The sequence below is a fragment of the Caulobacter sp. FV1ye6ST genome (assembly GCF_058681225.1).
On sequence record NZ_CM178733.1, the window covers coordinates 1,044,376 to 1,066,345 of the forward strand.

Consider the following 21,970-nt stretch of genomic DNA (forward strand, 5'->3'; position numbering starts at 1 on the left):
ATCGGTGGTGCGGAAACAATCCGGACGGTTGAGAAATGGCGCAGACGGTGGCGACGCGAATCTTGAATGTCGCTCGCTGAGGTGCAGGATCGCACCATGGCTTCAATCGACTGGGACGATGTTCGTTACTTTCTCGCCGTCGGGCGAGGCGGCTCGGTAAGAGCCGCCGCGGAACGCCTTGGCGTGAACCACGCCACCGTGCTCAGGCGCATCGCCCAGCTGGAGCAACGGCTTGGGGTGCAGGTGTTCGAAAAGCGGCCCTCGGGCTATCGCCTGACGGCTGCGGGGGAGGAGGTCGTCGAATTCGCCGAGCAGATGGAAGCGTCTTCCCACCAACTGGAGACGCGCGTCCTCGGTCGCGACCAGAGCGCGCGCGGTCTTCTGCGGATTACGCTGCCGCCATTCCTGGCCCATCTTCTGATGCCGGACCTGGCAGACTTCGCCCAACGGCATCCGGATATCGAGAGCGAGATCCTGTCGACCGGCGAAGTCGCGAACCTGACCAACCGCGAAGCCGATGTCGCGATCCGCTTCGTCGTCGATCGCAAGGCCCTGCCACTCAATTTGCACGGCCTGATGGGACCGCAACTGGCCGGCGGCGTCTACGTGTCACGCGATCTGCTGGCCAGATGGCGCGTCGGCGCGATTGGGCCGATCAGGCCGATCGTCATCAATGATCGTGGCGTCCCGGACTGGGCCAGCGGGGGTGAGATAAAGGCGACGGGGGCGCCTTTCAGGGCGCCCGACGCGGAGGTACAGCTCGCGGCGGTGCGGCAAGGACTCGGGATGACAAGGCTGCCGTGCTTCGTCGGCGACGCCGACCCCCTGCTGACGAGGGCGCCGGGCATCGCGCCACGCCTGAATGGCGCGCTTTGGATTCTCACCCAAGGCGAGACGCGCAACACCAAGCGCGTCGGGCTCTTCATCGACTTCGTGTCCCAAAGGCTGGCGGGCCACGCGCCGCTTCTTATGGGATCTTTGGCGCCAGGCGACTGATACGCGGCAAGATCTCACCACGCTGAATGTCTCGTCCCCGGAGCCGGGCCAGCGGCGGCTCTTGGCGCAGCTCTGCCACCGATATCACCGCCGGCTGGCCGGCGCCCGGGCGTAGGGAATGGAGTTGGCCTGTAGGTCGCGGCCAAACCCCATCAGGCGACTTCGCGAGCCCTCATGCCACCGAGGCCATCAAAACCAACAAGTTCCTCGAACATCGGCTTAGCCAACACATAGCCCTGGATTAGGTAGGCGCCGAGGTCCTGAAGAACGCCAAGCTCCTCGGTCGTCTCGACCCCTTCGCAGATGGTCTGGATGTTCAAATCGCTGAGCAGGGTGATCATCGACTTGACGATCTGCTGCTTGACCCGATCCCGGTCAATGCCACGGATCAGCTCCATGTCGAGCTTGACTATATCGGGTTGGAATTTCGAGAGCAGGCCAAGTCCCGCGTAGCCAGCCCCAAAATCGTCGATCGCCGTCTTGAACCCCATCGCGCGGTAGGTTCGCAGGATGTTGAGCAGATGATCGGTGTCTAACTTCTCGTCCTCGGTGAATTCGAAGATGACTTTGTTGAGAGGGAAGCCGGTGCGCATGGCCGTGGCCAAGGTCAGGCGTATGCAAGCCCTGGGCTCATAAACCGCGTTCGGCATGAAATTGATGGAGAGCGAAGCGCCCGTTCGGGGCAAGCCTAGGCCAGTGGCTAGCTCGATCGCCTTGACGCGGCATTGTTGATCGAACGCATAGCGGTTGCCGTCAGCGACCTGGCTCAAGACTGAGTAGGCGCCTTGCCCTTCCGTGCCGCGAACCAGCGCCTCGTAAGCGAAGATCGCTTGGCCGGTGACATCGACGATGGGCTGAAACGCCATCGAGAACGGCTGTTCAAAACCCGCGCCGTCGCGGCAGCCCTCGCATCCCGTCGCCATGGTCCGCCTTCCTCAACCGCTATGAGTTCAGCATAGAGATGGCCGGTTTATGGAGTCTTGCGCGCCATACTGAACGTCCGGAAGTTGGGGCGAGCCCAACTTCCGCTGTTGGCGCGAACCGACCTTCATATAAGATTGCGTCGCATTATTGACCGCTAAAGTTGCCGCGGGGACAGTTCTAATTTGCAAGGACAGTCGTGAGGGAACCTTGCGCGGCGATCGATCCCGGATCACTCTCTGCCTTAACAATGATAACCTTCCAGGGAGGGCGTCGGGGCCATGGCCAGCGAACGCTATGATTACGTCGTCATCGGCGCCGGTTCAGCCGGCTGCGTGCTGGCCGCGCGGCTGACGGAAGACCCCAACATCAAGGTTCTGCTGCTGGAGGCCGGCGGCAAGAACAACTCGATCCTGGTCAAGATGCCGGCGGGCGTGGGCCAACTGATCAAGGACAAGGGCGCGCAGAACTGGGGCTTCTGGACCGAGGCAGAACCCCACCTGGACAATCGGAAGCTCTGGTGGCCGCGCGGCAAGGGTCTGGGCGGCAGCTCGGCCATCAACGGCATGATCTATATCCGCGGCCACGCGCGCGACTATGACCAGTGGCGGCAGATGGGCCTGTCGGGTTGGTCTTACGAGGAGGTTCTGCCTTACTTCAAGCGCTCGGAGACCCACCACGCCGGCGGCGACGCCTATCACGGCGACAAGGGTCCGCTGCACGTGTCGAAGGGCGAGAGCGACAATCCGTTCTATTCGACCCTGGTCGAGGCGGGCCGCCAGGCCGGCCACAAGACCACCAAGGACTTCAACGGCTTCCAGCAGGAGGGCTTTGGCCCCTACGACCTGACCATTCGCGACGGCCAGCGCTGGAGCGCGGCCATGGCGTATCTTAGCCAGGCCTTGTCGCGCCCGAACCTGACCGTCGTGACCGAGGCCCGCACCACGCGGATCATCGTCGAGAAGGGTCGCGCGGTCGGCGTCGACTACGTGGTCGGCAAGGCCGCCGATAAGAAGACCGCCCATGCCGACGCCGAGGTGCTGCTGAGCGCCGGCGCGGTGCAGTCGCCGCACATCCTGCAGCTGTCGGGCATCGGCGCGCCGGACGACCTGAAGGCGCACGGCGTCGCGGTGGTCCACGAGTCCAAGGGCGTCGGCGCCAACCTCCAGGATCACCTGGATGTCTGCGTATCGTGGACGGCCAAGAACCTCAAGACCGCCTATTCGGCCAACAAGGGCCTGAACAAGCTGGGTGTCGGCCTCAACTACATGATCTTCGGCAAGGGCCTGGGCCGGCAGCAGTTCCTGGAGAGCGGCGCGTTCCTGAAGTCGCGGCCCGACCTCGACCGCCCGGACCTGCAGATCCACGGCGTGCTGGCCATCATGCAGGACCACGGCAAGGTCGTTGTCGAGAAGGACGGCTTCACCCTGCACGTCTGCCAGCTGCGCCCGGAAAGCCGTGGCAGGGTCGGGCTGCGCTCGGCCGATCCGTTCGACGATCCGACCATCCTGGCCAACTATCTGGCCACGGATGAAGACCGCCGCGCCATCCGGGAGGGTGTCCGCATCGCCCGCGACACCGTCGCCCAGGCCGCCTTCGACCCCTATCGCGACGCCGAATACGCCCCGGGCGCGGATGTGAAGACCGACGTCGACCTCGACGCCTGGATCCGCGCCAAGGCCGAGACGATCTACCACCCGGTCGGCACCTGCCGCATGGGCGTGGCCGGCGATCCGCTGGCGGTGGTCGACGATCAGCTGCGGGTGCAGGGCCTGGCCGGCCTGCGGGTCATCGACGCCTCGGTCATGCCGAACCTGATCGGGGGCAACACCAACGCCCCGACGATCATGATCGCCGAGCGGGCCTCGGACCTGATCCTGGGCAAGGCGCCTCTGGCCGCGCTGGACGTTCCGGTGTTCGAGGACGGTCGCGCCGTGGCGGCCGAGTAGAGGAAGTTCGTATGCGTCATCGCCCGCTCGGCCGCTCCGGCCTCTCGACCGCGCCGCTGGTGTTCGGCGGCAACGTGTTCGGCTGGACGGCGGACGAGGCGACCTCGCATCGTTTGCTGGACGCCTTCATCGACGGCGGCTTCAACGCCGTCGATACGGCGGACGTCTATTCGGCCTGGGCGCCGGGCCACGAGGGCGGCGAGTCCGAGGGCGTGATCGGCCGCTGGCTCAAGGCGAGCGGCAAGCGCGACAAGGTGCTGATCCTGACCAAGGTGGCCATGTGGCCCAAGCAGCCTGGCCTGTCGGCCGCCAATATCGAGGCGGCGGTGGAGGGTTCGCTCAAGCGCCTGCGGACCGACTATATCGACCTCTACCAGTCCCACCGCGACGATGCCGAGACGCCGATCGACGAGACCCTGGAAGCCTTCGACCGCCTGGTGAAGGCTGGCAAGGTGCGGGCGATCGGGGCGTCGAACTTCTCGGTCGAGCGGTTGAAGGCCAGCCTCGACACGTCGAAGACCAAGGGCTTCACGCGCTACGAGACCCTTCAGCCGAAGTTCAACCTGGTTGATCGCGATCAGGTCGAGGGCGCTGTGGCCGAGCTGACGCGGGCCGAGGGCGTGGGGATCATCCCGTTCTATGGCCTGGCCGCCGGCTTCCTGAGCGGCAAATACCGCACCGAGGCTGACTTCGAGGGCAAGGCGCGGGCGGCGACGATCCGGCGGGACTACTGGAACGACAAGGGCCGTGCGGTGCTGGCGGCTCTCGACGAAGCGGCGGCGCGGGTCGGTGCGTCCCAGGCCCAGGTCGCCCTGGCCTGGATCATGGCCCACCCGCTGATCACCGCGCCGCTGGCGAGCGCGACCTCGGTCGAGCAACTGGACGAGCTGATGGCCGCCGCCCGGCTGGAATTGCCGGGTGACGTGTGGGCGAAACTGGACGAAGCGGGCCGCCTTTGACTTTCAGGCCTAAGCGATCGCCCGTCCGTCCAAGGTCGCCAGGCGCAGCCGTGGCATGTCCGCGTTGCCTTCTCCCAGCGGCTTGATCTCGCGGAGGCCCAGCTCGTAGGCGGGGCGGCCCATCAGCCGGGCCATCATGGCGATCGGCTGGTAGAGGCCCAGGAACCGGTCGGTCTCGCCCGACGCGCCCTGCAGCGGCGCGAACAGCACTTCCATGCCGACGCTGGGCACGCCGTGGGCGCGGATATCGGCGGTCACCACCACCGGCGTGCGTCGCTTGCGCGCGACGTCGAGGGCGCTCTTCAGCTCCAGGCGGTGCGCCAGGGCCCACAGCGACAAGGCGTCCTGGCCGCGCAGGTCACGGGCGTGCAGCTCGGTGACGAAACCGCCGGCCAGGCGGAATGGCAGCTTGCCGCCGTCACGGCCCAGCACGAACACCTGGGGCAAAAGCTCCAGGAAATCGCCCGGATTGATGTCGGCGCGGCGGGGCAGGGCGGATTCACCCTTTTTGTCGCGCCAATAGTCTATCAACCGTTCCGTGCTTGGATGGAACATCGTCGTCCCCTGGCGGGTCCTGTCGCGGCTGTTTTCGACCGCATGGACCTTGCTGGGAGAACCGGGCCAAGGGCTCGACCGTCTCATTCTGGCGCAATCCAGACGGAGCGGCGGGTTCGGCCCGATTCTTGCTTAACGAAAAGCGAGACGACCCGATGTGAAGGGAACCGCCGGATGAAGGCGCCGAAACTGAACCTGCGCGGACTGCTGATCGGCCTGGGCGTGCTGCTCGGCGGCCTGACGATCGGCGGCATCGCGGTGGCCTGCACCACGGGTTGCCCGGCCCCGCCGACCTGCTGCTCGCCGCCTCCGGCCCCGCCGAAGCCGCCCGCGCCGCCGACCGGTTGCTGCGGCGGCGGCGGTGGTGGTGGTGGCGGACACCACGTCAATATCCCCGGCGTCAATGTGAACATCGGCGCGACCGTGATCGTGAACGCCAATTCCAGCGCCTCGGCGGTAGCCAATTCGGGCGCCAGCTCGGGGGCGAGCTCGGGCGCCGGTTCGCTGGCCGGTTCGGCCGCGGGCGTCACCAACTACTATGGCGGCGGCGGTCACGGCGGCTACTATTCCGGCCCGATGGCCAGCGGCTACATCCAGGGCCTCAACGTCGAGGGCGGCGAGGCCCGTCGTCGTCAATCCTACGAAGCCACCCGCACGAGGACGCGCCGCGTGATCATCCGCGCCGTCTGCCTGGACGACCGCGACATCCCGCACCCCGCCTCGCAGGTCACCCCCGACCGCGACATCGACGACGCCTATGACGGCGAGCTCTATCGCTGCATCGCCGGCTCACGCATGCAGTACGTGATCGCCGACTATTCCGGCCAGATCGACATCTCGACCGGCGGCGCCGGCCAGACCTTCATCTGCCAGAAGAACGAGTCGCTCTATCACAGCCCCGGCTCGGGGCTGGCCGGCGGCCCCAACGGCGCCCAGTCGGGCGGTCAGGGCAGCATCTCGTGCCGCCCGCAACGCCCGGCCCGCGACTGCAACGAGCGCTCGCTGCTGCGTCGCTTCGGCGCCGGCGTGAAGATCCTGACCATCCTGACGACCGAGACCTACACCGCCTACCGTGAGGAGACGGTGCAGGAGCGCCAGAGCCTGACGACCAGCTTCAGCCTGGATGGCGGGGTCGGCGGGGTCGTCTACTAGGACACGCTCACCCAGCGGCGATTGAAAAGGCCCTCCCGATCGGGAGGGCCTTTTTGTTGGTTGCTACTTCGCCGCCGTCGCGCCCACTTCCGGCTTCACCAGCAGCAGCCACGACTGGTCGTCGCCGAGATAGGTCCTGGCCGCCTTCTGGACGTCGGCCGGGGTGACGCGGGACAGGCCCGCCAGCACCGAGCGGGTGGCGTCCAGCAGGCGCGGGTCTTCCTGAGCGCCCGACAGCGCGCCGAGCCAGTACTCGTTGGTCACGCGGGCCTTCTCGATCTGGTCGATGCGCGGCTTCTTCGCCCGCTCCAGCTCGTCGGCGCTGACCGGCTTGTCGCGCAGGTCGGCGGCGATCTTGCGGATCGAGGCCACGATGCCGTCCAGCTTTTCAGGCGGCGCCTCCAGGCTGACGGCCAGATAGCCCCAGTTCTTGAAGGTGACATTGGCCGTGGCCGAGGCGTTGGGCGAGTAGGTCGCGCCCTGCTTCTCGCGCAGTTCGTCGATCAGGCGCAGCTGCAAGACCTGGCTCAGGATCGAGACGTCGCGCGAGCGCTGCAGGTTCGAGAACAGGTCGTCCGTCCGCCAGACCATGAACAGGGCGGCCTGGTCGGGGCGGCCCTTGTGGGTGCGCACGACGGGCTGGGCCGACGGCGCCGGGAACGGAGCCTTGTCGGCGCCGGCCAGCGGCGGTTCGCCCGGACGTTTGGGCAGGGCACCAAAGGTGTCGGCGACGGCGGTGATGGCCTTGTCGACCGTGGTGTCGCCGACAATGACGATCTCCAGGTCGCCCTGCGCCAGCGGATTGGCGACGGTGGCCTTCAGCTGTTCCAGCGACGCGTTGGCGATCTGTTCGCGAGATGGGAAGGTCCAGCGCTGGTCGCCGCCGTGCATCAGTCCGCCCAGGTCTCGGCTGAGAACGCCGCCCGTCGTGCTTTCCAGCTGGTCGTGGAAGGTGGCGTAGCTGGTCTTGACGCGATTGAACGCCTCCGGGCGCCAGCCGGGTTCGGTGGCGTAGGCGGCCAGGACCTGAAGCTCGGTCGCCAGGTCCTCGGGGCGCGTGCGGCCGCTCAGCGCGAAGGCGTCGTCCTCGACGCCAAGGCCGGCGTTCCAGATCTTGCCGGTCAGCACGCGCTCCATGTCCGAGGCGCTGATCTGCTTGAGGCCGCCCTCGATGAAGGCGCTGGCCGACCATAGCGGGCTCTGGGCGTCGGACGGCATATCCAGCAGCCCGTGGCCGGTGCGGACCTTCACCACGATCTGGTCGTCGCGGAACTTGGTCGGCTTCACCGTCAGGCGCACGCCATTCTCGAAGCGCACGAAGACGGCGTCCAGATCGGTGACGTCCTTCTGCTCGACGACCTTGCCGCTGGGTCCGAAGGTGGAGTACGGCCAGATGCTGACACCCGGCGCGGCCGGCGGGGTGACGGGCTGGTTCTTCAGCTCGTCATAGGCCTTGAGGATCGCCGCCTCGCCGCCGTCGATATTGCTGGGCGCTGCGACGACGAGCAGCGGGCCCGAACCGGCGAAGGCGCTCTTCAGCACCGCGTTTACCCGCTCGGCGGTCAGGCCCTTCACCAGGACGTCGTAGGCGGCCAGATTCTGGCTGGGCGAGGTGATGACCTCGGCGTCGCCCAGGGTGTTGAGCAACTGATTGGCCAGGACAGGCGTACGCTGGGTGGCTTCGCCGGCCGCGGCGGCGACCAGTCCGGCGCGGAAGGTGGCGATCTCGCGATCCAGTTCGTCCTGGCGCACGCCGTACTGCACGGCCCGGCGCTGCTCGGCGTCGAGCGCGCTCATCGCCTCGCGCCAGCGGTTCGGCTGCGCGGTGGCGCCGAAGGTCGTCACCCGCACCGCGCCATACTGGTCACCCTTGAAGGCCCCGCCGGCGATGAAGGGCGGCTCGGCCGAGCGGCCGATGGCCTGAAGGCGGCGATTGATCACCGCGAAGGCCAGGTTCTCGATCATGTCGCGATCGTCGACGGCCTTGGTCTCCAGCAGGCCGTCGGGCTTGCGCATCCAGGTCATTTGCACCGACCAAGGGGCGCCGGTCTCGACCAGCAGCTTGGCGGTCGGACCGCGCTTGGCCACCGCGCCGATGTCGGGGTTCTTTCCGGGCTGGCCTTTGCCGGCCCAGTCGCCGAACTTGGCCTTGATCTTGGCTTCCATCGCGTCGACGTCGAAGTCGCCGACCGCGACCAACACCGCCCGCTCGGGACGGTAATAGGCCTCGTAGAAGTCGCGGATGCGTTGGGCGGGAGCGGTCTTCAGGATCTCGGTCTTGCCGATCGGAATCCGCTTGGGCGGCAGTTGGCCTTCCATCTGCGCCGACAGGGTGGCGATGGCGACCCGGTAGCCGGGCGTATTGCGATTGCGCTGCTCCGACAACACCACGCCGCGCTCGCGGTCGACGGCGTCGGGGGCGATGGTCAGCTCGCCGGCCGCCTCGCGCAGGAGCATCAGCGAGGTGTCGACCGTGTCGTCGTCGGCCTTGGGCAGGTCCAGCTGATAGGCGGTCTCGTCGAAACTCGTCTGGGCGTTGGTGTCGGCGCCGAAGGCCAGGCCGTGACGCTCCAGGATCTTGACCATGTCGCCTTCGGGCACGTTCTTGGAGCCGTTGAAGGCCATGTGCTCCAGGAAGTGGGCCAGGCCCTGCTGGTCGTCGGCCTCCATCATCGAACCGGCGTCGACCCACAGGCGCAGAGAGGCTTGCCCGGGCGGGGTGGCGTTCTTGCGGATGGCGTAGCGCATGCCGTTGGACAGCGTGCCGAAGCGCCAGGACGGATCGGGCGCGACGTCGGACAGCTCCTGGGCCCACTGGCCCGGCTTCAGGTCGGTGATCTTCGGGCCGGCCAGCGGCGGGGCCTCGGGGATCTTCGGCGCGGACGCGGTCGGCCTGTCGGCGGCGTCCTTGCTCATGAACGGGATGGAAGGCTTGGGGAGGTGCGAGCAGGCGGCGACCGAGAGGCCGGCGGCGGCGACGAGCGCCAAGCGCGAAGCGCTGATCATCGAGAATCCAGGGCAGGAGAATAAGAGGGCGGCACCTTGGCTGTCGGACATGGCGCACGCAAGGCGCGCGAGCGGCCGATTTTCGCCCTAATGCTCTAGGTCGGGGCCTTGGGCGGGCGGCCTAAGCCGCGGCGACGTCGCCGGTCGAGCGGCGCAGGCGCCAGAAGCGGATCGTGCGCAGAGCCGAATCCCGCGGCAGGGCGGCATAGAGCTCGCCGTACGCCTTGGCCTTGGTCATCACGTCGTCGCTCGGCTCGAGGATCAGCAGGGCGAAGGTGAGAAACAGCGAGCGGTCGAAGTCGGCCGCCTTACAGATCACCGACAGGGCGTCCATCTCACGCCGCTCAACGATTTTGCGGGCGGTGTGGAAGTCGACATCGGCCATGTCGGCCAGGGCCACCAGGAACAGCGTCGTCTTCTTGCCGCGCAGCATGTTGGCCAGGAGCTGCGGCGAGATTTGCGCCTTGGCCCGCAGGGTGCGGAATTCCTTCTCGGCCTCGGCGAAGTCGGCGGGCAGGGCGCCGTCCTCGACCGCGACGCGTTTGCGCCCGGCGGTGAGGGCGGCCTCAAGCATGGCGGGGTCGACGCCGGCGTTCTTTTGCATGATCCGGTCGCGCAGGCGCGCCTCGACCACGAAGTACATCTCGTTCAGCAGGTCAACCGGCAGGCTGTTGCGGTCGATGACCGCCTCGTGCAGCGAAGGGTTGGTGGCGGCGCGATCGACCACGGTCTCGTGCGCCTCCCGCGACAGCACCGCGCCCTCGTTGCGCAGCAGCACGCTCAAGGTGGTGTCGTCACCGCGCGCGACGATGGCGTCCGAGACGATGCTGGACACGCTCTGGCGTTGCGAGATGGCGCGCAGGTGGTCCTGGCCCTGGGTGCGGGCCACGTGCAGCAGGTCTTCGTCGGTCAGGGCGCTGGAGTTGCGCAGGATCGGGGCGGCGACGGTGATCGAGTCCGAGGCCAGGGTGCGCGACAGGCCACGCGGCGGGGCCGGAGCCTCGCCGAGACGCTGGGCCAATTCGACCTTGACGGCCTCTTCCATTTCGCCGGCCAGCTGGCTCATAACGTCGTCGAACAGGCCCATCTCGACGGCATTGTGGCCTTCGCCCGAGAAGAACATGTCGGTGACGCCGCGCAGCAGCTCCCGGCGCTTGACGCTGGAGGGCTCGTTGGCGAGCGAGATGAGGTCGTGAAGCCGCGACTGCATTATTGCCCGCTCTCCTTCTCGGGCTTGGCCGACCACTCGCCGTTACCCTCTTCGCGCGGCTTGTCCTCGTCCTGCGTCGGCGGGGCGGTGATCAGGACCATGCGCGGCGGACCGGCGGCGGGGATGGGATCCGGGGCCATGCCGAACTGGCGGCCGACGGAATAGGTGCGTGCGCCGATCTGGCCGTCGCGGAACCGCGGCGCGGGCTGGGCCGGAGCGGTATAGGCGGCGGGAACCGGCGCGACCTGTGGCGCGGGAGAGTCGTAGATGCTGCGCGGCAAGGCGGTGCTTGAGACCTGCGGAGCTTGCGGCGCGGAGGCCGGAGCGGGCGGCTGATAGGCCGCTCGCGCGACTGGCGGTTGCTGGGTCTCCCGGGCTTGCTGAGCCCACCAAGGCTGGACCTGGGCGGCGGCCTGGGCCTGAGGGGCGACGATATCGCGCTTGCCGCTCCAGCCCAGGGCGCGACCGCCGTAGGTCGAGCCGGTATAGCCGGGGGCGCGGCCGTTGACCGGCGTGGGCGCGCGTTCGGGCGCGGGGCCGTAGCGGCTCTCCTGGCCGGTCTCCGCATGCGCGCCCACGCACGCCAGGGGCGCGCAGGCGAGGGCGGCGATGAGGAGGGCGGCGCGCATGGACCGTTCCGATGAATTCTCTATCGAACCGCCATGGTAGGGTCCGCCGCCTTAATCTCGCGCTAACGTCCACGCCAAGACTTGAGAAGTCGCCGTTCGATCGCTTCCATTAAAGCGTGCAAGGCAACGCCGAGTACAGCCAGAGACACGAGCGCGGCGAAGACCTTGGCGGTCTGCAGTCGATTATAGGCCTCCAGGATACGCCAAGCCAGGCCTTGGGACCCGCCGGAACCCGCCACGAACTCGGCGACCACGGCGCCGATGATGGCCAGGCCGGCCGCGACCTTGTGGCCCTCCAGCAAGGCCGGCACGGCCGACGGCAGGCGCAGTCGGACCAGGCGCTGCCAGGGGTTGGCGCCATAGAGATCGAACAGGCGGGCCAGATCCGGATCGACCGCCTTCAGCCCCGCCAGGGCGCCGGAGAAGATCGGGAAAAAGGCCACGACGGCGGCCAGGCCGATCACCGCGCGCTCGGGATGGTCGATGCCGGCCCAGATGGTGACCAGCGGCGCGATGGCCACGAGCGGCGTCACCTGCAGCGTGACCGCGATCGGCCGGATGGCGTCTTCCAGGAGGCTGTTCAGGCTGACCGCCAGCGCCAGGGCGCAGGCGAGAAGGCTGGCGATGACCAGAGCCAGCAGGGCGGTCGACAGCGTCGCCCAGGCCGAGCCCAGCAGCAGTGGCCAGGACTCCGCGAAGGCCCGGGCCACGGCGCTGGGCGCGGGCAGCAGATAGGGCGGCACGGCCAGGGCGCGGCAGGCGATCTCCCAGCCGCCCAGCAGCACGGCGATCAGCATCACGGGGGCGAGTATGCGTTTCACGCCGCGGGCTCCGTCGCGCGCGCGAGCAGGGACGACACCGCCTCGGCGGCGGCGCGGAAAGCCTCGGTGGTGCGGAAGCCGGCCGGGCGGACGACCGGTCCGTCGATGGCGACCTCACCGGCGATGCGGCCTGGGCCGGGGGTCATGACCACGACGCGGCGGGCCATGTAGACGGCCTCCTCGACATTGTGGGTCACGAAGACGACGGCCGGCGTCAGGTCGTCCGCCAGGGCCAGGACGTCGTCGGCCAGGGCGCGGCGGGTGATCTCGTCGAGGGCGGCGAAGGGCTCGTCCAGCAGCAGAAGGCGCGGTCGGGTCACCAGGGCGCGCGCCAGCGAGGCGCGCATGGCCATGCCACCGGACAGTTGGGCGGGGCGGGCGTTCAGGGCGGAACCCAGGCCAACCTGGCGCAAGGCTTCGGCGGCCGCCGTGCGGGCGGCGACCTTGGCCATGCCCGCCAGCTCCAGCGGCAGGGCGACATTGTCCAGCGCCGAGAGCCACGGGGCCAGGGTGTGCGACTGGAAGACGACCGAGGTCTCGCCTTTGCCGGCCGCACGGCTCACGGTTCCGCGCGTGGGCGCCTCGAGACCCGCCAGCAGCCGCAGGGCCGTGGACTTGCCGCAGCCGGAAGGGCCGACCAGGGCGAGGATTTCGCCGCCCGCCAGCGTAAGGTCGACCGGTCCCAAGGCGCGACCGCGCGCATAGTCGACCTCGACAGCGGCGAGGCTGGCGACGGGGTCGCTCATTGGCCCTTGGGCAGGAACTGCAGCGTGTAGGCCTTCTTGAAGTCCCCGTCCTTCGGATAGACGCCCTGCGCCATGGCGTCCTTGAAGAACGCGCTCCAACGTTCGTCGGTCATCAAGCCGATGTCGCCGTCACCGTTCTTGGCGCTAACCACGCCGTAGGACCGCATCTTGTCGCGCGCCTGGTCGAGGACGTCCTGGGTCATCTCCGGATTGTCCTTCAGGATCGCCGCGTCCCCCGGCTTGGGATCGCCGTACAGGTAGGACTTCCAGCCCGCCGCGGTGGCGTCGACGAAGGCCCGCACGGCCGCCGGGTTCCTGGCGATCAGGCTGTCATTGACCAGGGCCATCGAGCCGTAGGCCGGATAGCCGCTGTCCGCCAGCAGGAAGACCTTGGGTTTCACCTTGCCCTCCTTCTCGATGAGGTAGGGCTCGCTGGTCACATAGCCCTGCTGAACGATGCGCTTGTCGGCCAGGAACGGGGCGGTGGAGTAGTTGTACTTGCGGACCTGATCGTCGGTGAAGCCGTACTTGGCCTTCAGCCAGGCCCAGTAGCCGGTGATCGAGGCGTCGGACAGCAGGACTGGATGGCCCTTGATGTCGGCGATGGTGTCGACGCCCTGGTCGGGGTGGGCGATCAGCGACCAGGGGTCCTTCTGCATGAAGGCCGCCACGGCCTTCACCGGCGCGTTCTCCTTGGTCAGGTTCATGACCACGTAGCTGTTGGAGCCGACGCCGACATCGACCGCGCCGGTCGCCAGCAACTGGGGCACGTTCACCGCCGGGCCGCCCTGGATCAGGGTCACGTCCAGGCCTCGCTTCTTGTATTCGCCGGTCGCCAGGGCCTGGTAGTAGCCGCCCAGCTCCGCCTCGGCCCGCCAGTCGGTGGCCAGCTTGAGCTTCGTCACGCCTGCGGGGGCGGTCGTCTCCTTGCTGGCTGGCGAACAGGCGGCCATCAGGGCCATCAGGGCCATCAGGCCCCAAGCGGCACAGGAGGCGGCGAAAGCGCGGCGCTGCATGGATGGGGCTCCCCGGTTGTTCGCGGTCAAGTTAGGGGGGAGCGGACGGAGTTCCAAGTCTCCATGATCCACGGTTTGGGGGAGTCTAGATCTCGGGCGTCGCCTTGCGGTTCAGCCAGCGCTCGACCTTGGCGTACAGCACCTCGCGCTGGATGGGCTTGGCGATGTGGTCGACCATGCCGGCGGCGTAGCAGCGCTCGACCTGGCGGGGCAGGGCGTCGGCGCTCATGGCGATGATCGGGGCCTTGCCGGGACGGCCGGGCAGCGCCTTGATCGCCCGCGTGGCCTGCAGCCCGTCCATCTGCGGCATGTGAATGTCCATCAGGATGATGTCGTAGTCGCCGCTCGCGGCGCGTTCGACCGCCTCCTTGCCGTTGTCGGCGACGTCGACCTCACAGCCGACCAGGGTCAGCAGCGCCGCACCGATCTCGAGATTGATCGGGTGGTCGTCGACGATCAGAATCCTGGCCGCGCCCGGAGCCGCGGTCTTGGGCCGCTCCGAGACGGCGATGGGCTCGGCGGTCGGGGCCAGGACCTCTATCCAGAAGCAGGAGCCGCGACCGGCCACGCTGTCGACGCCGATCTTGCCGCCCATCACGTCGATCAGCGCCCGGCAGATGGCCAGGCCCAGGCCCGCGCCGCCGTGCAGCCGGCTCATCGAGCTGTCGGCTTGGGAGAAGCGCTGGAACAGCAGAGCCTGCTTGTCGAGGTCGATGCCGACGCCGGTGTCGATGATTTCGAACCGCAGGCGATCCTCCAGATCGCCCGGCTCGACGATCAGGCGCGCGTCGATGCGGCCGCGATCGGTGAACTTCACGGCGTTGTTCAAAAGGTTGATCAGGACCTGGCGCACGCGATCGGCGTCTAGATCGTGCAGGGCCTGGACCGGGTCGACGATCTCCAGGTCCAGGGTCAGGCCCTTGGCGCGGGCCTCGGGTTCCATGATCGCCACGGTGTCGCGCAGCAGGCCGGCGGCCGAGGTCGGCTGGGGCAGGAGCTCGATCTGGCCGGCCTCGACCCGCGAGAAGTCCAGGATGTCGTTGACGACGGTCAGGAGAGCCGCGCCTGCGCTGTCGATCAGGTTGACCTGCCGGCGGGCGTCGGGCGGCAGGTCTTCGCGCGCGGCCAGGAGTTGGGCGAAGCCGAGCACGCTGTTCAGCGGCGTGCGGATCTCGTGGCTCATGGTGGCCAGGAACTCGGTCTTGGCCTCCGTGGCGGCGAGCGCCCGGGCGCGGGCGGCGCGGGTCAACTGCTCCCGGCGTAGAAGCAGGCGCTTGAGCCGGTCCTGCTGGGCCAGGGCCAGACCCGCGGCCAGGCAGGTGTAGAACAGCACCAGGATGAACACCTGGATGGTCCGCGCCTGGGCCGTGGGACCGAGGATCGCGTTGAAGCGCGGGGAGGCGCCGGCCATGGCGATCGGTAGCGTGATCACGGCAACGACCAGCGAAGCCATGGCCGCGCCACGCGCGCCCAGGCGGTAGGCGGCGATCAGGGCGACCGGGAAGATCAGGAACGGCGGCAGGCCCGAGGCCGGATGGGCGCACAGCAGGGTGATCGCGCCGACCCCGAACATCAGGGCCAGCTGCTCGCGCCAGGTCCGGTGGAACGAGCGGCGGTGCTCGGCGTCGATCAGGACAAGCGCCGCGGGCACGGCGATGGCCAGGCCCAAGGCTCCGCGCAGGAACCAGTCGAGCAGCACGCTCCAGAACGGCGCGCCGAACCCCAGCGCCAGGATCCCCGCGCAGAGGAGGGCGGAGGCGGCGGCGATCGGCGTGGTGACGGCGGGCAGCAGGACCAGCGAGCCGAGCGTGCGGATGCGCGGCGTGCTGCCCCAGATCCGCAGGCAGACGGCCCAGACCGCGAAGGCCTCCAGCGTGTCGATCCCGACGTAGAGCAGGGCGCGCGCCGGGCTGTCGCCGACCAGCAGGTCGAAGGCCAGGTGGAAAACGACGAAGACCGTGGTCAGCGACACGCGACGCCAGCCGCTCAGGGTGATCAGGCCGGCGGCCAGCAGGGCGTTGGCCGGCCAGAAGGTGGCGACGTCCAGGATGGAGCGGCTCAGATAGTCGCTGAACGCCAGGCCGGCGACGATGGCGACCGACAGACCCAACAGCAGGGTGGTCTGCCGTCTTTGTTCCTGCTGGGCCAGCCTTTGCGGCATGCTGTTTCCATCCCCCAGGTCGAGCGTCGACGGCCGAAGTTCGGAAGACAACGCCGGGATCACCGCGCCATCCGGAAGCGATCACCAAGGCGAGCTTGAGGACGACGTAACCCTTCAATACGCCCGCGCACGGCCCGGTTGCCGTTCTATCGCCGGATGTGTCGTTTGGCCGCAGGACGTTCGCGCGACGTCGACACCCTAAGCGATTGTATTTCCAGGCCTGAGGGCGAGTGATGCTGAGAATGCACGGCCGGGCCCGCAATTCAAGAGGGCGGAGGCCGCCCGCGGGATGGTCCGCGGGCGCGGTCCGCATCCGGCATCGCGACGCGCGTGAAGCGATGTCTGGCTCAGCCCTCAGCCGGCCAGGTTTTCCCTTTTCTCTTCCAGCTCCAGCCACTCCATTTCTGCCTGCTCCAGGTCGGCGCGGGCCTTGTCGAGAGCTTTCATGGTCTTGTCGAAGCTCGCCGGATCGCGGCTGTAGAGGTTCGGGTCGGCCAGGGTCTTCTCGAAGCCGGCGATGATGGCCGGGCTCTTGGCGATCAGGGCTTCGCACTCTTCAAGGCGGCGCTGGTCCTTGAAGGTCAGCTTGCCGGTCTTCTTCGGCGGCGGCGCCGCGACGGGAGTTGCCGCTGGGGCCTTGGTGGTCCGGGCCACGGGCGTGAATGACGAGCCGACACTGGCCCCACGGGCTCCTTTGAAGAAGTCGGGGCTCTGGTCGATCAGGTCGGTCCAGCCGCCGGGGGTCTCCAGCACCTTGCCATGACCGTTCATGGCGATGGTCGAGGTCGCGAGGCGGTCGATGAAGTCACGGTCGTGGCTGACCAGGATCAGGGTGCCGTCGAAGTCGGCCAGCAGGTCCTCCAGCAGGTCCAGCGTGTCCATGTCCAGGTCGTTGGTCGGTTCGTCCAGCACCATGAGGTTGGTGGGGTTGGCCAGGGCGCGGGCCAGCAGAAGGCGGTTGCGCTCGCCGCCTGACAGGCTGGTCACCGGCTGGCGCAGCTGAGCCTCGGTGAACAGGAAGTCCTTGGCGTAGCCGGCCACGTGCTTGGGCTGGCCGCGCACCAGGATGGAGTCGCCGCCGCCGGGGGTCAGGAAGTCCCACAGGGTGATCTTGTCCGACAGCGCCATGCGGCCCTGGTCGATGTAGGAGACTTCCAGGTTGGTGCCGAGCTGCACCGTGCCGGCGTCGAGTTCGAGCTCTCCCAGCAGCAGGCGGACCAGGGTGGTCTTGCCGGCGCCGTTGGGGCCGACCAGGGCCACGCGGTCGCCGCGCAGGATACGGGTCGAGAAGTCCTCGACGATCACGCGGTCGCCGAACTTCTTGGTCAGGTGCTTAGCCTCGATCACCTTCTTGCCGGACGTCGTGGCGCTCTCGACGGCCATGTACATCGACCCGCGTTTGTCGCCCTGCAGGTCCTTCTTCTGAGAGCGCAGGTCCATCAGGGCGCGCCGGCGGCCTTCGTTGCGGGCCCGGCGACCTTGGACGCCGCGCGCCAGCCACGCGTTCTCACGCTCCAGCACCTTGTTGAGGCGACGCTCTTCCTCGGCCTCGGCGGCCAGGACCTGTTCGCTCCAGATCTCGAACTCGGCGAAGCCCTTGTCCAGGCGGCGGACCTTGCGGTGCTCCAGCCAGTAGGTGCGCTGGGTGACGCGGTTCAGGAAGGCGCGATCGTGGCTGACGATCAGGGCCGCGCACTTGGAGCTGGCCAGCTCTTCTTCCAGGGTCTGGATCGCGAAGATGTCCAGGTGGTTGGTCGGCTCGTCCAGCAGCAGCACGTCGGGCTGCTCGGCGAAGGCGCGGGCCAGCGCGGCGCGGCGCTTCTCGCCGCCTGAGAGGCCTTGCGAGCTCTTTTCCGGATCCAGGCCGAAGTCGGCCAGGGCCGCTTGGGCCTCGTAGTCCTCGGCGCCGCCGGCGGTGCAGTAGTCCAGCAGGGTGTCGCCGGTGATCTCGGGCTCCTGGCTGACGAAGATGATCTTGGCGCCCGGTTGCACGGCGCGCTCGCCGCTGTCGGGCTCGACACCCTGGGCGGCCAGGATCTTCAACAAGGTGGACTTGCCCGCGCCGTTACGGCCGACCAGGCAGGCGCGCACGCGCGGCTCCAGGGCGAGGTCGACGCCGTCGAACAGGGGCTTGGCGCCGTCGGCGAGACGGACGTCCTTGAGGGCGAGAACGGGCGCGCGGGTCGGGGAGGCCATGATCGTTCAATACTAAAGCGGCGGTATGTCGCGGAGATGAGGGCCGTATAGCAGGCCGCGCGCCGAGGAAACGTCAAAATCGCCGCCTAGTTTGGGTTGATCCCGCCAGGGCCTGACACGGCCGCTCGGGCGCGCCGTTATGTACGCCGGAACCGTTGGCTCCGCGGCTTCGTTCACCGAAGCAAGGCGCGGCCCTGGATGCAAAGCGCCCTTTCATTCCCAGCAAGGGGCTTCACGCCATGCGATCGATCCTACTCGTGCTTCTGGGAGTTCCGCTCCCCGTCATCCTCCTCCTGGCCTTCTGCACCCACCACTTTTGAGCCGGAGGAGCACCGCCATGGCTTACGGAGCCGAACTTTCGACGGCCGACATCCCCGACGAGCACCAGTCGCCCGTCAGCTGGGAGGCGATCCTGGCCGGCGCCGCGGCGACGGTCGCCATGCTCTTCGTGCTGGTGTCGCTGGGGGCCGGCTTCGGCCTGAAGATGTCGCCGCGCTGGCCCGCGGGTGTCGAAGCGCGTGACTTCACGCCGACGATCGGCGCGGTCTTCATCGCCTGCCAGGTGGTGGCGAGCATGCTGGGCGGCTATCTGGCAGGGCGGCTGCGCACCAAGTGGCTGCACATCCACGATCATGAGACCTATTTCCGAGACACCGCCCACGGCCTGCTGGCCTGGGCCGCGAGCATCGTTGGTCTCTTGGTGCTGGGCGCGCTGACCGTCCAAGCCCCGACCGCGCCGGTGGGTGAACTATCGGCGGCCGAGATGATCCGGGCCGGCCAGTTCGGCGCGCAGATCTCGTTGTTCCTGGGGATCGGCGCCCTGACCAGAGCCTTCGCCGCCAGCGTCGCCGCGACGATCGGCGGCATGCGGCGCGACGACATGCACAAGCTGCATCGCAACGTGAAGCCGTAAGGCGCTCTATGGCTGGGCGGAGCGCTCGCGCTCCGCTCGACCTAGTACCCCGGCGAGGTCACGTTGAAGCTGGCGTTATTGCCGATGGCGGTCGAGATGCCCGTGACCTGCCGGCCGGAATTGACCGTCGTGCTGGAGCTGGCGCCGATGTCGGCCGTGTTGGTCTGGTTGTTGGTTACGGTCATGCGGCCGTTGCACTTCGAGCAGGCATAGCCCGTCACCGCATTGCCCATGGCCGTGGCCGTGGTCACGGAGTCGTAGCCTTCCTGGCCCTGGAAGCTGGCGACCGCCCCGACCCCGCCGCCTTCATTGGTCTGCAGGTTGTCCAGTGTCAGTTCGGGACCGACATTGTTGACCTGTGAGGAGTTGCCGGCCGCGTAGGCGCTCGTCTGCGCGGCGCTGAATTGGTAGGAGGTTCCGTCCGCCTGGCCGCGAACGCTCGAGGTGTTCCACTGGTGGGACGTCACATCCGCCAAGGGGCCGTCGTTCTGGACCGCCAGGTTGTTGCCGGTGGCCGTCGCCACCGTCGCCGACAGGTAGCTATTCCCATAGGCGGTGACCTTGCTGGCCTGGGTGAGGTCGGCCGTATTGGCCTGGTCTGTAATGGCGCGGACGGCGGACTGATTGGCGCCGGTGATATTGATATTGTTGCCGGCGGTGGTCGCGGTCACAGCGCTGGTCCCCGAGACGTAGCCGACCGTGGCGCCGCCGTCGGCCAGCACATTGGCCGTGGTCGACTGGCTGATCCGCGCGCCGGCCGAGCCGTTGTCGAGATCGACGCCTTGGCTATTGCCCATGGCCAGGCTTGAGACGGTCAGATCCTTGACCGCCGCCTCGCCCGCCTGGACCTCGCCGCGCGCGGTGACCTCGTTCGAATTGACCTGTGCGACGCGGGCCGAGATCGTGCCGTTGGACGCGGAGAGGGCGCCGGAATTGCCGACCGCCGTGGCGCGTGCAGCCGAGGCCGCGCCGGCGTAGGCATCGATATTCACCACGCTCTGGGCAGAGACCTTGCCCTGATTTTCCTGGTTCGAGTTCGCCGAGGCGTCGGCATTGGTCACGCCGATCGAGACGCCGTTGGCCTGGGCCGTCGCGCTGGCCGTGACGCCGTCCGACAAGGTCTGAACGTTGAGCCCTTGCTCCGAGAAGATCTCGCCCAGATTGATCTGGTTGTTGAGAACTTGGCTAGGCGTGGTCGTCTGGGCGTGGACGGGCTGGCTAGTAGCGACCGCGCTTAGAATCACGAATATCGGGATCACGCTTAGCGTTCCAGCGAGACGGGTCGTCGCGGGTTTGCGCATTGTTCGTTCCCAGATTGTCGTAGGCCGGAGTGAAGGCGCCGGTCTGGCCGACCGTGGCGTCGCCGAACGGGTCGTAGCGCAGGCAGCTTTGCGGACCGGGCATGCCGTAGAGGTTGGCGCTCATCTCAACGACGGCGCGTTCGATCAGCGCGCGCACCGCCAGCTGCATGGGCTCGAGCGCCCCGCGACCGGCCGAGATGTCGAAGATATTGCCGTTCAGGAAGTCGAAGATGCCGGCGCTCACTTCGCGGCCCACCACCTGCTTCTGATAGGAGATGACGTCCACCACCTCGAGCGTGCGGGTGTTCACCAGCCGCAGATCCAGCGCGATGTTCATGATGAAGACGCGGCGGCGGAAGTTGCCCTTCAGCCCGTCGGTGTCCTTGTCGCCGACATAGGCGTCCACGCCCTGCGAACGGATGTTATAGTTCAGTTCGGTGATGCCGCCGACCACGTAGAAGTCCGAGCCGGGCACTTGGCCGGCCAGGATCTTGCGGTACTCCGCCGGCGCGTCGGGCGCGGGGTTCGGACGGTCCGAGATCAGCTTGTTGTTGGCGTATTTCAGTTCGAACTCCGACACCGAGGTGTCGAAACGCTCGACCATCGGCATTCCGGCCTTGGCGAAGGCCGAGGTCGCCATCAGCGAGGCGCCTTGCGTCACCTTGCGGCCAGAGCCGTCGGACTCTTCCTTGCCGGTATAGTCGGCTATGCGGCCGATCGCGATGCGTGGCGCGGCCACGTGGTTGGCCCGAGCGTACTGGTTCAGGCAGACCAGGGCGGCCGAATAGTCGGTGGGGTTGGCCGTGACCGGTGCGCTGCCGATCGGCTGTGCATAGTTGCCGGCCGTCGACGCCACCGGCACGCTGCCGCATCCGGCCAGGGCCGTCGCGCCCATCAGGGCCAGGACCAGGCCTGTACGCTTGAAGCTCATTGCGGGGTTCCCGCCTTCACCACGTTCGAGCCGGCGGTGACGTTGCCGTTGTTCACCTGGCTGGAATTGACGATGACCGTGTTGTTGTTGCCCTGGGTGATGACCGTCAGGTTGTTGCCGATCGCCGTCGAGCCGGCATAGCCGCCCACGCCGCCGACGCCGCCGACGCCCGAATAGGCGTCCAGCGAGCCGGACGAACGGCTGGACGAGTACACGCTCTGGTCCGAGCCGGTCAGCATGACGCCGTCGACGATCACTCGGTTGCCGTTGGCGTCGCGGGTCGAATACTCGACCATGCGATTTTCCTGGCCCGCGCTGCGGCCATAGCCGGCGTTCATCGAGGCCGAGTTCGTCGACATCGATTGCGCGGCGGCGACGCCGCCCACGCCCAGAGAGATGACGACGGCGGCGGCCGTCGTGACGCTCATCTTCTTTTTCCGATGCCAGGCCATGAGAGGCTCCGCGAACTGCAGACACCGAGCGCAAGCAACACCCGTGCCAAAAAGAT

General features: G+C 67.9%; 18 protein-coding genes. 5 read left to right on the top strand and 13 right to left on the bottom strand.

Annotation, left to right across the window (positions count from 1 at the left end; genetic code table 11):
- Positions 1–96: 96 nt before the first annotated feature.
- Positions 97–996, top strand: a complete 900-nt coding sequence (locus ACW175_RS05155) for a LysR family transcriptional regulator (protein ID WP_492103558.1) — start codon at positions 97–99, stop codon at positions 994–996.
- A gap of 152 nt (positions 997–1,148) precedes the next feature.
- On the opposite strand, the gene ACW175_RS05160 is transcribed toward ACW175_RS05155, so the two are convergent.
- Complete coding sequence (locus ACW175_RS05160) at positions 1,149–1,919, bottom strand: EAL domain-containing protein (protein ID WP_492103559.1); 771 nt, start codon at positions 1,917–1,919, stop codon at positions 1,149–1,151.
- Between the two features lie 279 nt (positions 1,920–2,198).
- Between ACW175_RS05160 and ACW175_RS05165 the strand changes: the two genes are divergently transcribed.
- Both ACW175_RS05165 and ACW175_RS05170 read left to right on the top strand, forming a co-directional pair.
- The gene (locus ACW175_RS05165) at positions 2,199–3,866 is read left to right on the top strand and encodes a choline dehydrogenase (protein WP_492103560.1); all 1,668 of its coding nucleotides are present in this window, start codon (positions 2,199–2,201) and stop codon (positions 3,864–3,866) included.
- 11 nt (positions 3,867–3,877) lie between these two features.
- Positions 3,878–4,825 (top strand): aldo/keto reductase, encoded by a 948-nt coding sequence (locus tag ACW175_RS05170; protein ID WP_492103561.1) that lies wholly within the window; start codon positions 3,878–3,880, stop codon positions 4,823–4,825.
- Between the two features lie 9 nt (positions 4,826–4,834).
- Here ACW175_RS05170 and ACW175_RS05175 read toward each other — a convergent pair whose 3' ends face one another.
- Positions 4,835–5,380, bottom strand: coding sequence for a PAS domain-containing protein (locus tag ACW175_RS05175; RefSeq protein ID WP_492103562.1), 546 nt, complete (start codon positions 5,378–5,380; stop codon positions 4,835–4,837).
- Between the two features lie 174 nt (positions 5,381–5,554).
- Between ACW175_RS05175 and ACW175_RS05180 the strand changes: the two genes are divergently transcribed.
- Positions 5,555–6,532, top strand: a complete 978-nt coding sequence (locus ACW175_RS05180; protein WP_492103563.1) for a hypothetical protein — start codon at positions 5,555–5,557, stop codon at positions 6,530–6,532.
- Between the two features lie 63 nt (positions 6,533–6,595).
- Here ACW175_RS05180 and ACW175_RS05185 read toward each other — a convergent pair whose 3' ends face one another.
- From ACW175_RS05185 to ACW175_RS05220, 8 genes are all read right to left on the bottom strand, one after another.
- Positions 6,596–9,538 (bottom strand): M16 family metallopeptidase, encoded by a 2,943-nt coding sequence (locus ACW175_RS05185; RefSeq protein ID WP_492103564.1) that lies wholly within the window; start codon positions 9,536–9,538, stop codon positions 6,596–6,598.
- Positions 9,539–9,659: 121 nt separating this feature from the next.
- Positions 9,660–10,748 (bottom strand): DUF2336 domain-containing protein, encoded by a 1,089-nt coding sequence (locus tag ACW175_RS05190; RefSeq protein ID WP_492103565.1) that lies wholly within the window; start codon positions 10,746–10,748, stop codon positions 9,660–9,662.
- Positions 10,748–11,377 (bottom strand): hypothetical protein, encoded by a 630-nt coding sequence (locus tag ACW175_RS05195; protein ID WP_492103566.1) that lies wholly within the window; start codon positions 11,375–11,377, stop codon positions 10,748–10,750. The genes ACW175_RS05190 and ACW175_RS05195 overlap by 1 nt, the downstream gene beginning before the upstream one ends.
- Before the next feature lie 62 nt (positions 11,378–11,439).
- Positions 11,440–12,198, bottom strand: coding sequence for an ABC transporter permease (locus ACW175_RS05200; RefSeq protein ID WP_492103567.1), 759 nt, complete (start codon positions 12,196–12,198; stop codon positions 11,440–11,442).
- A complete protein-coding gene (locus tag ACW175_RS05205; RefSeq protein ID WP_492103568.1) occupies positions 12,195–12,944 on the bottom strand; it encodes an ABC transporter ATP-binding protein in 750 nt (249 codons plus the stop codon). Before ACW175_RS05205 ends, ACW175_RS05200 begins: the two co-directional genes overlap by 4 nt.
- Entirely contained in the window at positions 12,941–13,960 is a 1,020-nt protein-coding gene (locus ACW175_RS05210) for an ABC transporter substrate-binding protein (protein WP_492103569.1), read from the bottom strand. The genes ACW175_RS05205 and ACW175_RS05210 overlap by 4 nt, the downstream gene beginning before the upstream one ends.
- A gap of 85 nt (positions 13,961–14,045) precedes the next feature.
- Positions 14,046–16,121 (bottom strand): MASE1 domain-containing protein, encoded by a 2,076-nt coding sequence (locus ACW175_RS05215; RefSeq protein WP_492103570.1) that lies wholly within the window; start codon positions 16,119–16,121, stop codon positions 14,046–14,048.
- A 354-nt stretch (positions 16,122–16,475) separates the two neighbouring features.
- A complete protein-coding gene (locus tag ACW175_RS05220; protein ID WP_492103571.1) occupies positions 16,476–18,317 on the bottom strand; it encodes an ABC-F family ATP-binding cassette domain-containing protein in 1,842 nt (613 codons plus the stop codon).
- A 337-nt stretch (positions 18,318–18,654) separates the two neighbouring features.
- Here ACW175_RS05220 and ACW175_RS05225 point away from each other — a divergent pair, with 337 nt between their 5' ends.
- On the top strand, positions 18,655–19,230 hold the full coding sequence (locus ACW175_RS05225; protein WP_492103572.1) for a hypothetical protein: 576 nt from the start codon (positions 18,655–18,657) through the stop codon (positions 19,228–19,230).
- 41 nt (positions 19,231–19,271) lie between these two features.
- Here ACW175_RS05225 and hfaD read toward each other — a convergent pair whose 3' ends face one another.
- From hfaD to hfaA, 3 genes are read right to left on the bottom strand one after another with little or no spacing between them, the layout of a single operon-like run.
- Positions 19,272–20,531 carry a holdfast anchor protein HfaD gene (hfaD, locus tag ACW175_RS05230; RefSeq protein ID WP_492103573.1) on the bottom strand — a complete coding sequence of 420 codons (1,260 nt, stop codon included), beginning with the start codon at positions 20,529–20,531 and terminating at the stop codon, positions 19,272–19,274.
- Positions 20,449–21,462 carry a holdfast anchoring protein HfaB gene (hfaB, locus tag ACW175_RS05235; protein ID WP_492103574.1) on the bottom strand — a complete coding sequence of 338 codons (1,014 nt, stop codon included), beginning with the start codon at positions 21,460–21,462 and terminating at the stop codon, positions 20,449–20,451. Before hfaB ends, hfaD begins: the two co-directional genes overlap by 83 nt.
- The gene (gene hfaA, locus ACW175_RS05240) at positions 21,459–21,914 is read right to left on the bottom strand and encodes a holdfast anchoring protein HfaA (protein WP_492103575.1); all 456 of its coding nucleotides are present in this window, start codon (positions 21,912–21,914) and stop codon (positions 21,459–21,461) included. The genes hfaB and hfaA overlap by 4 nt, the downstream gene beginning before the upstream one ends.
- Positions 21,915–21,970: the final 56 nt, after the last annotated feature.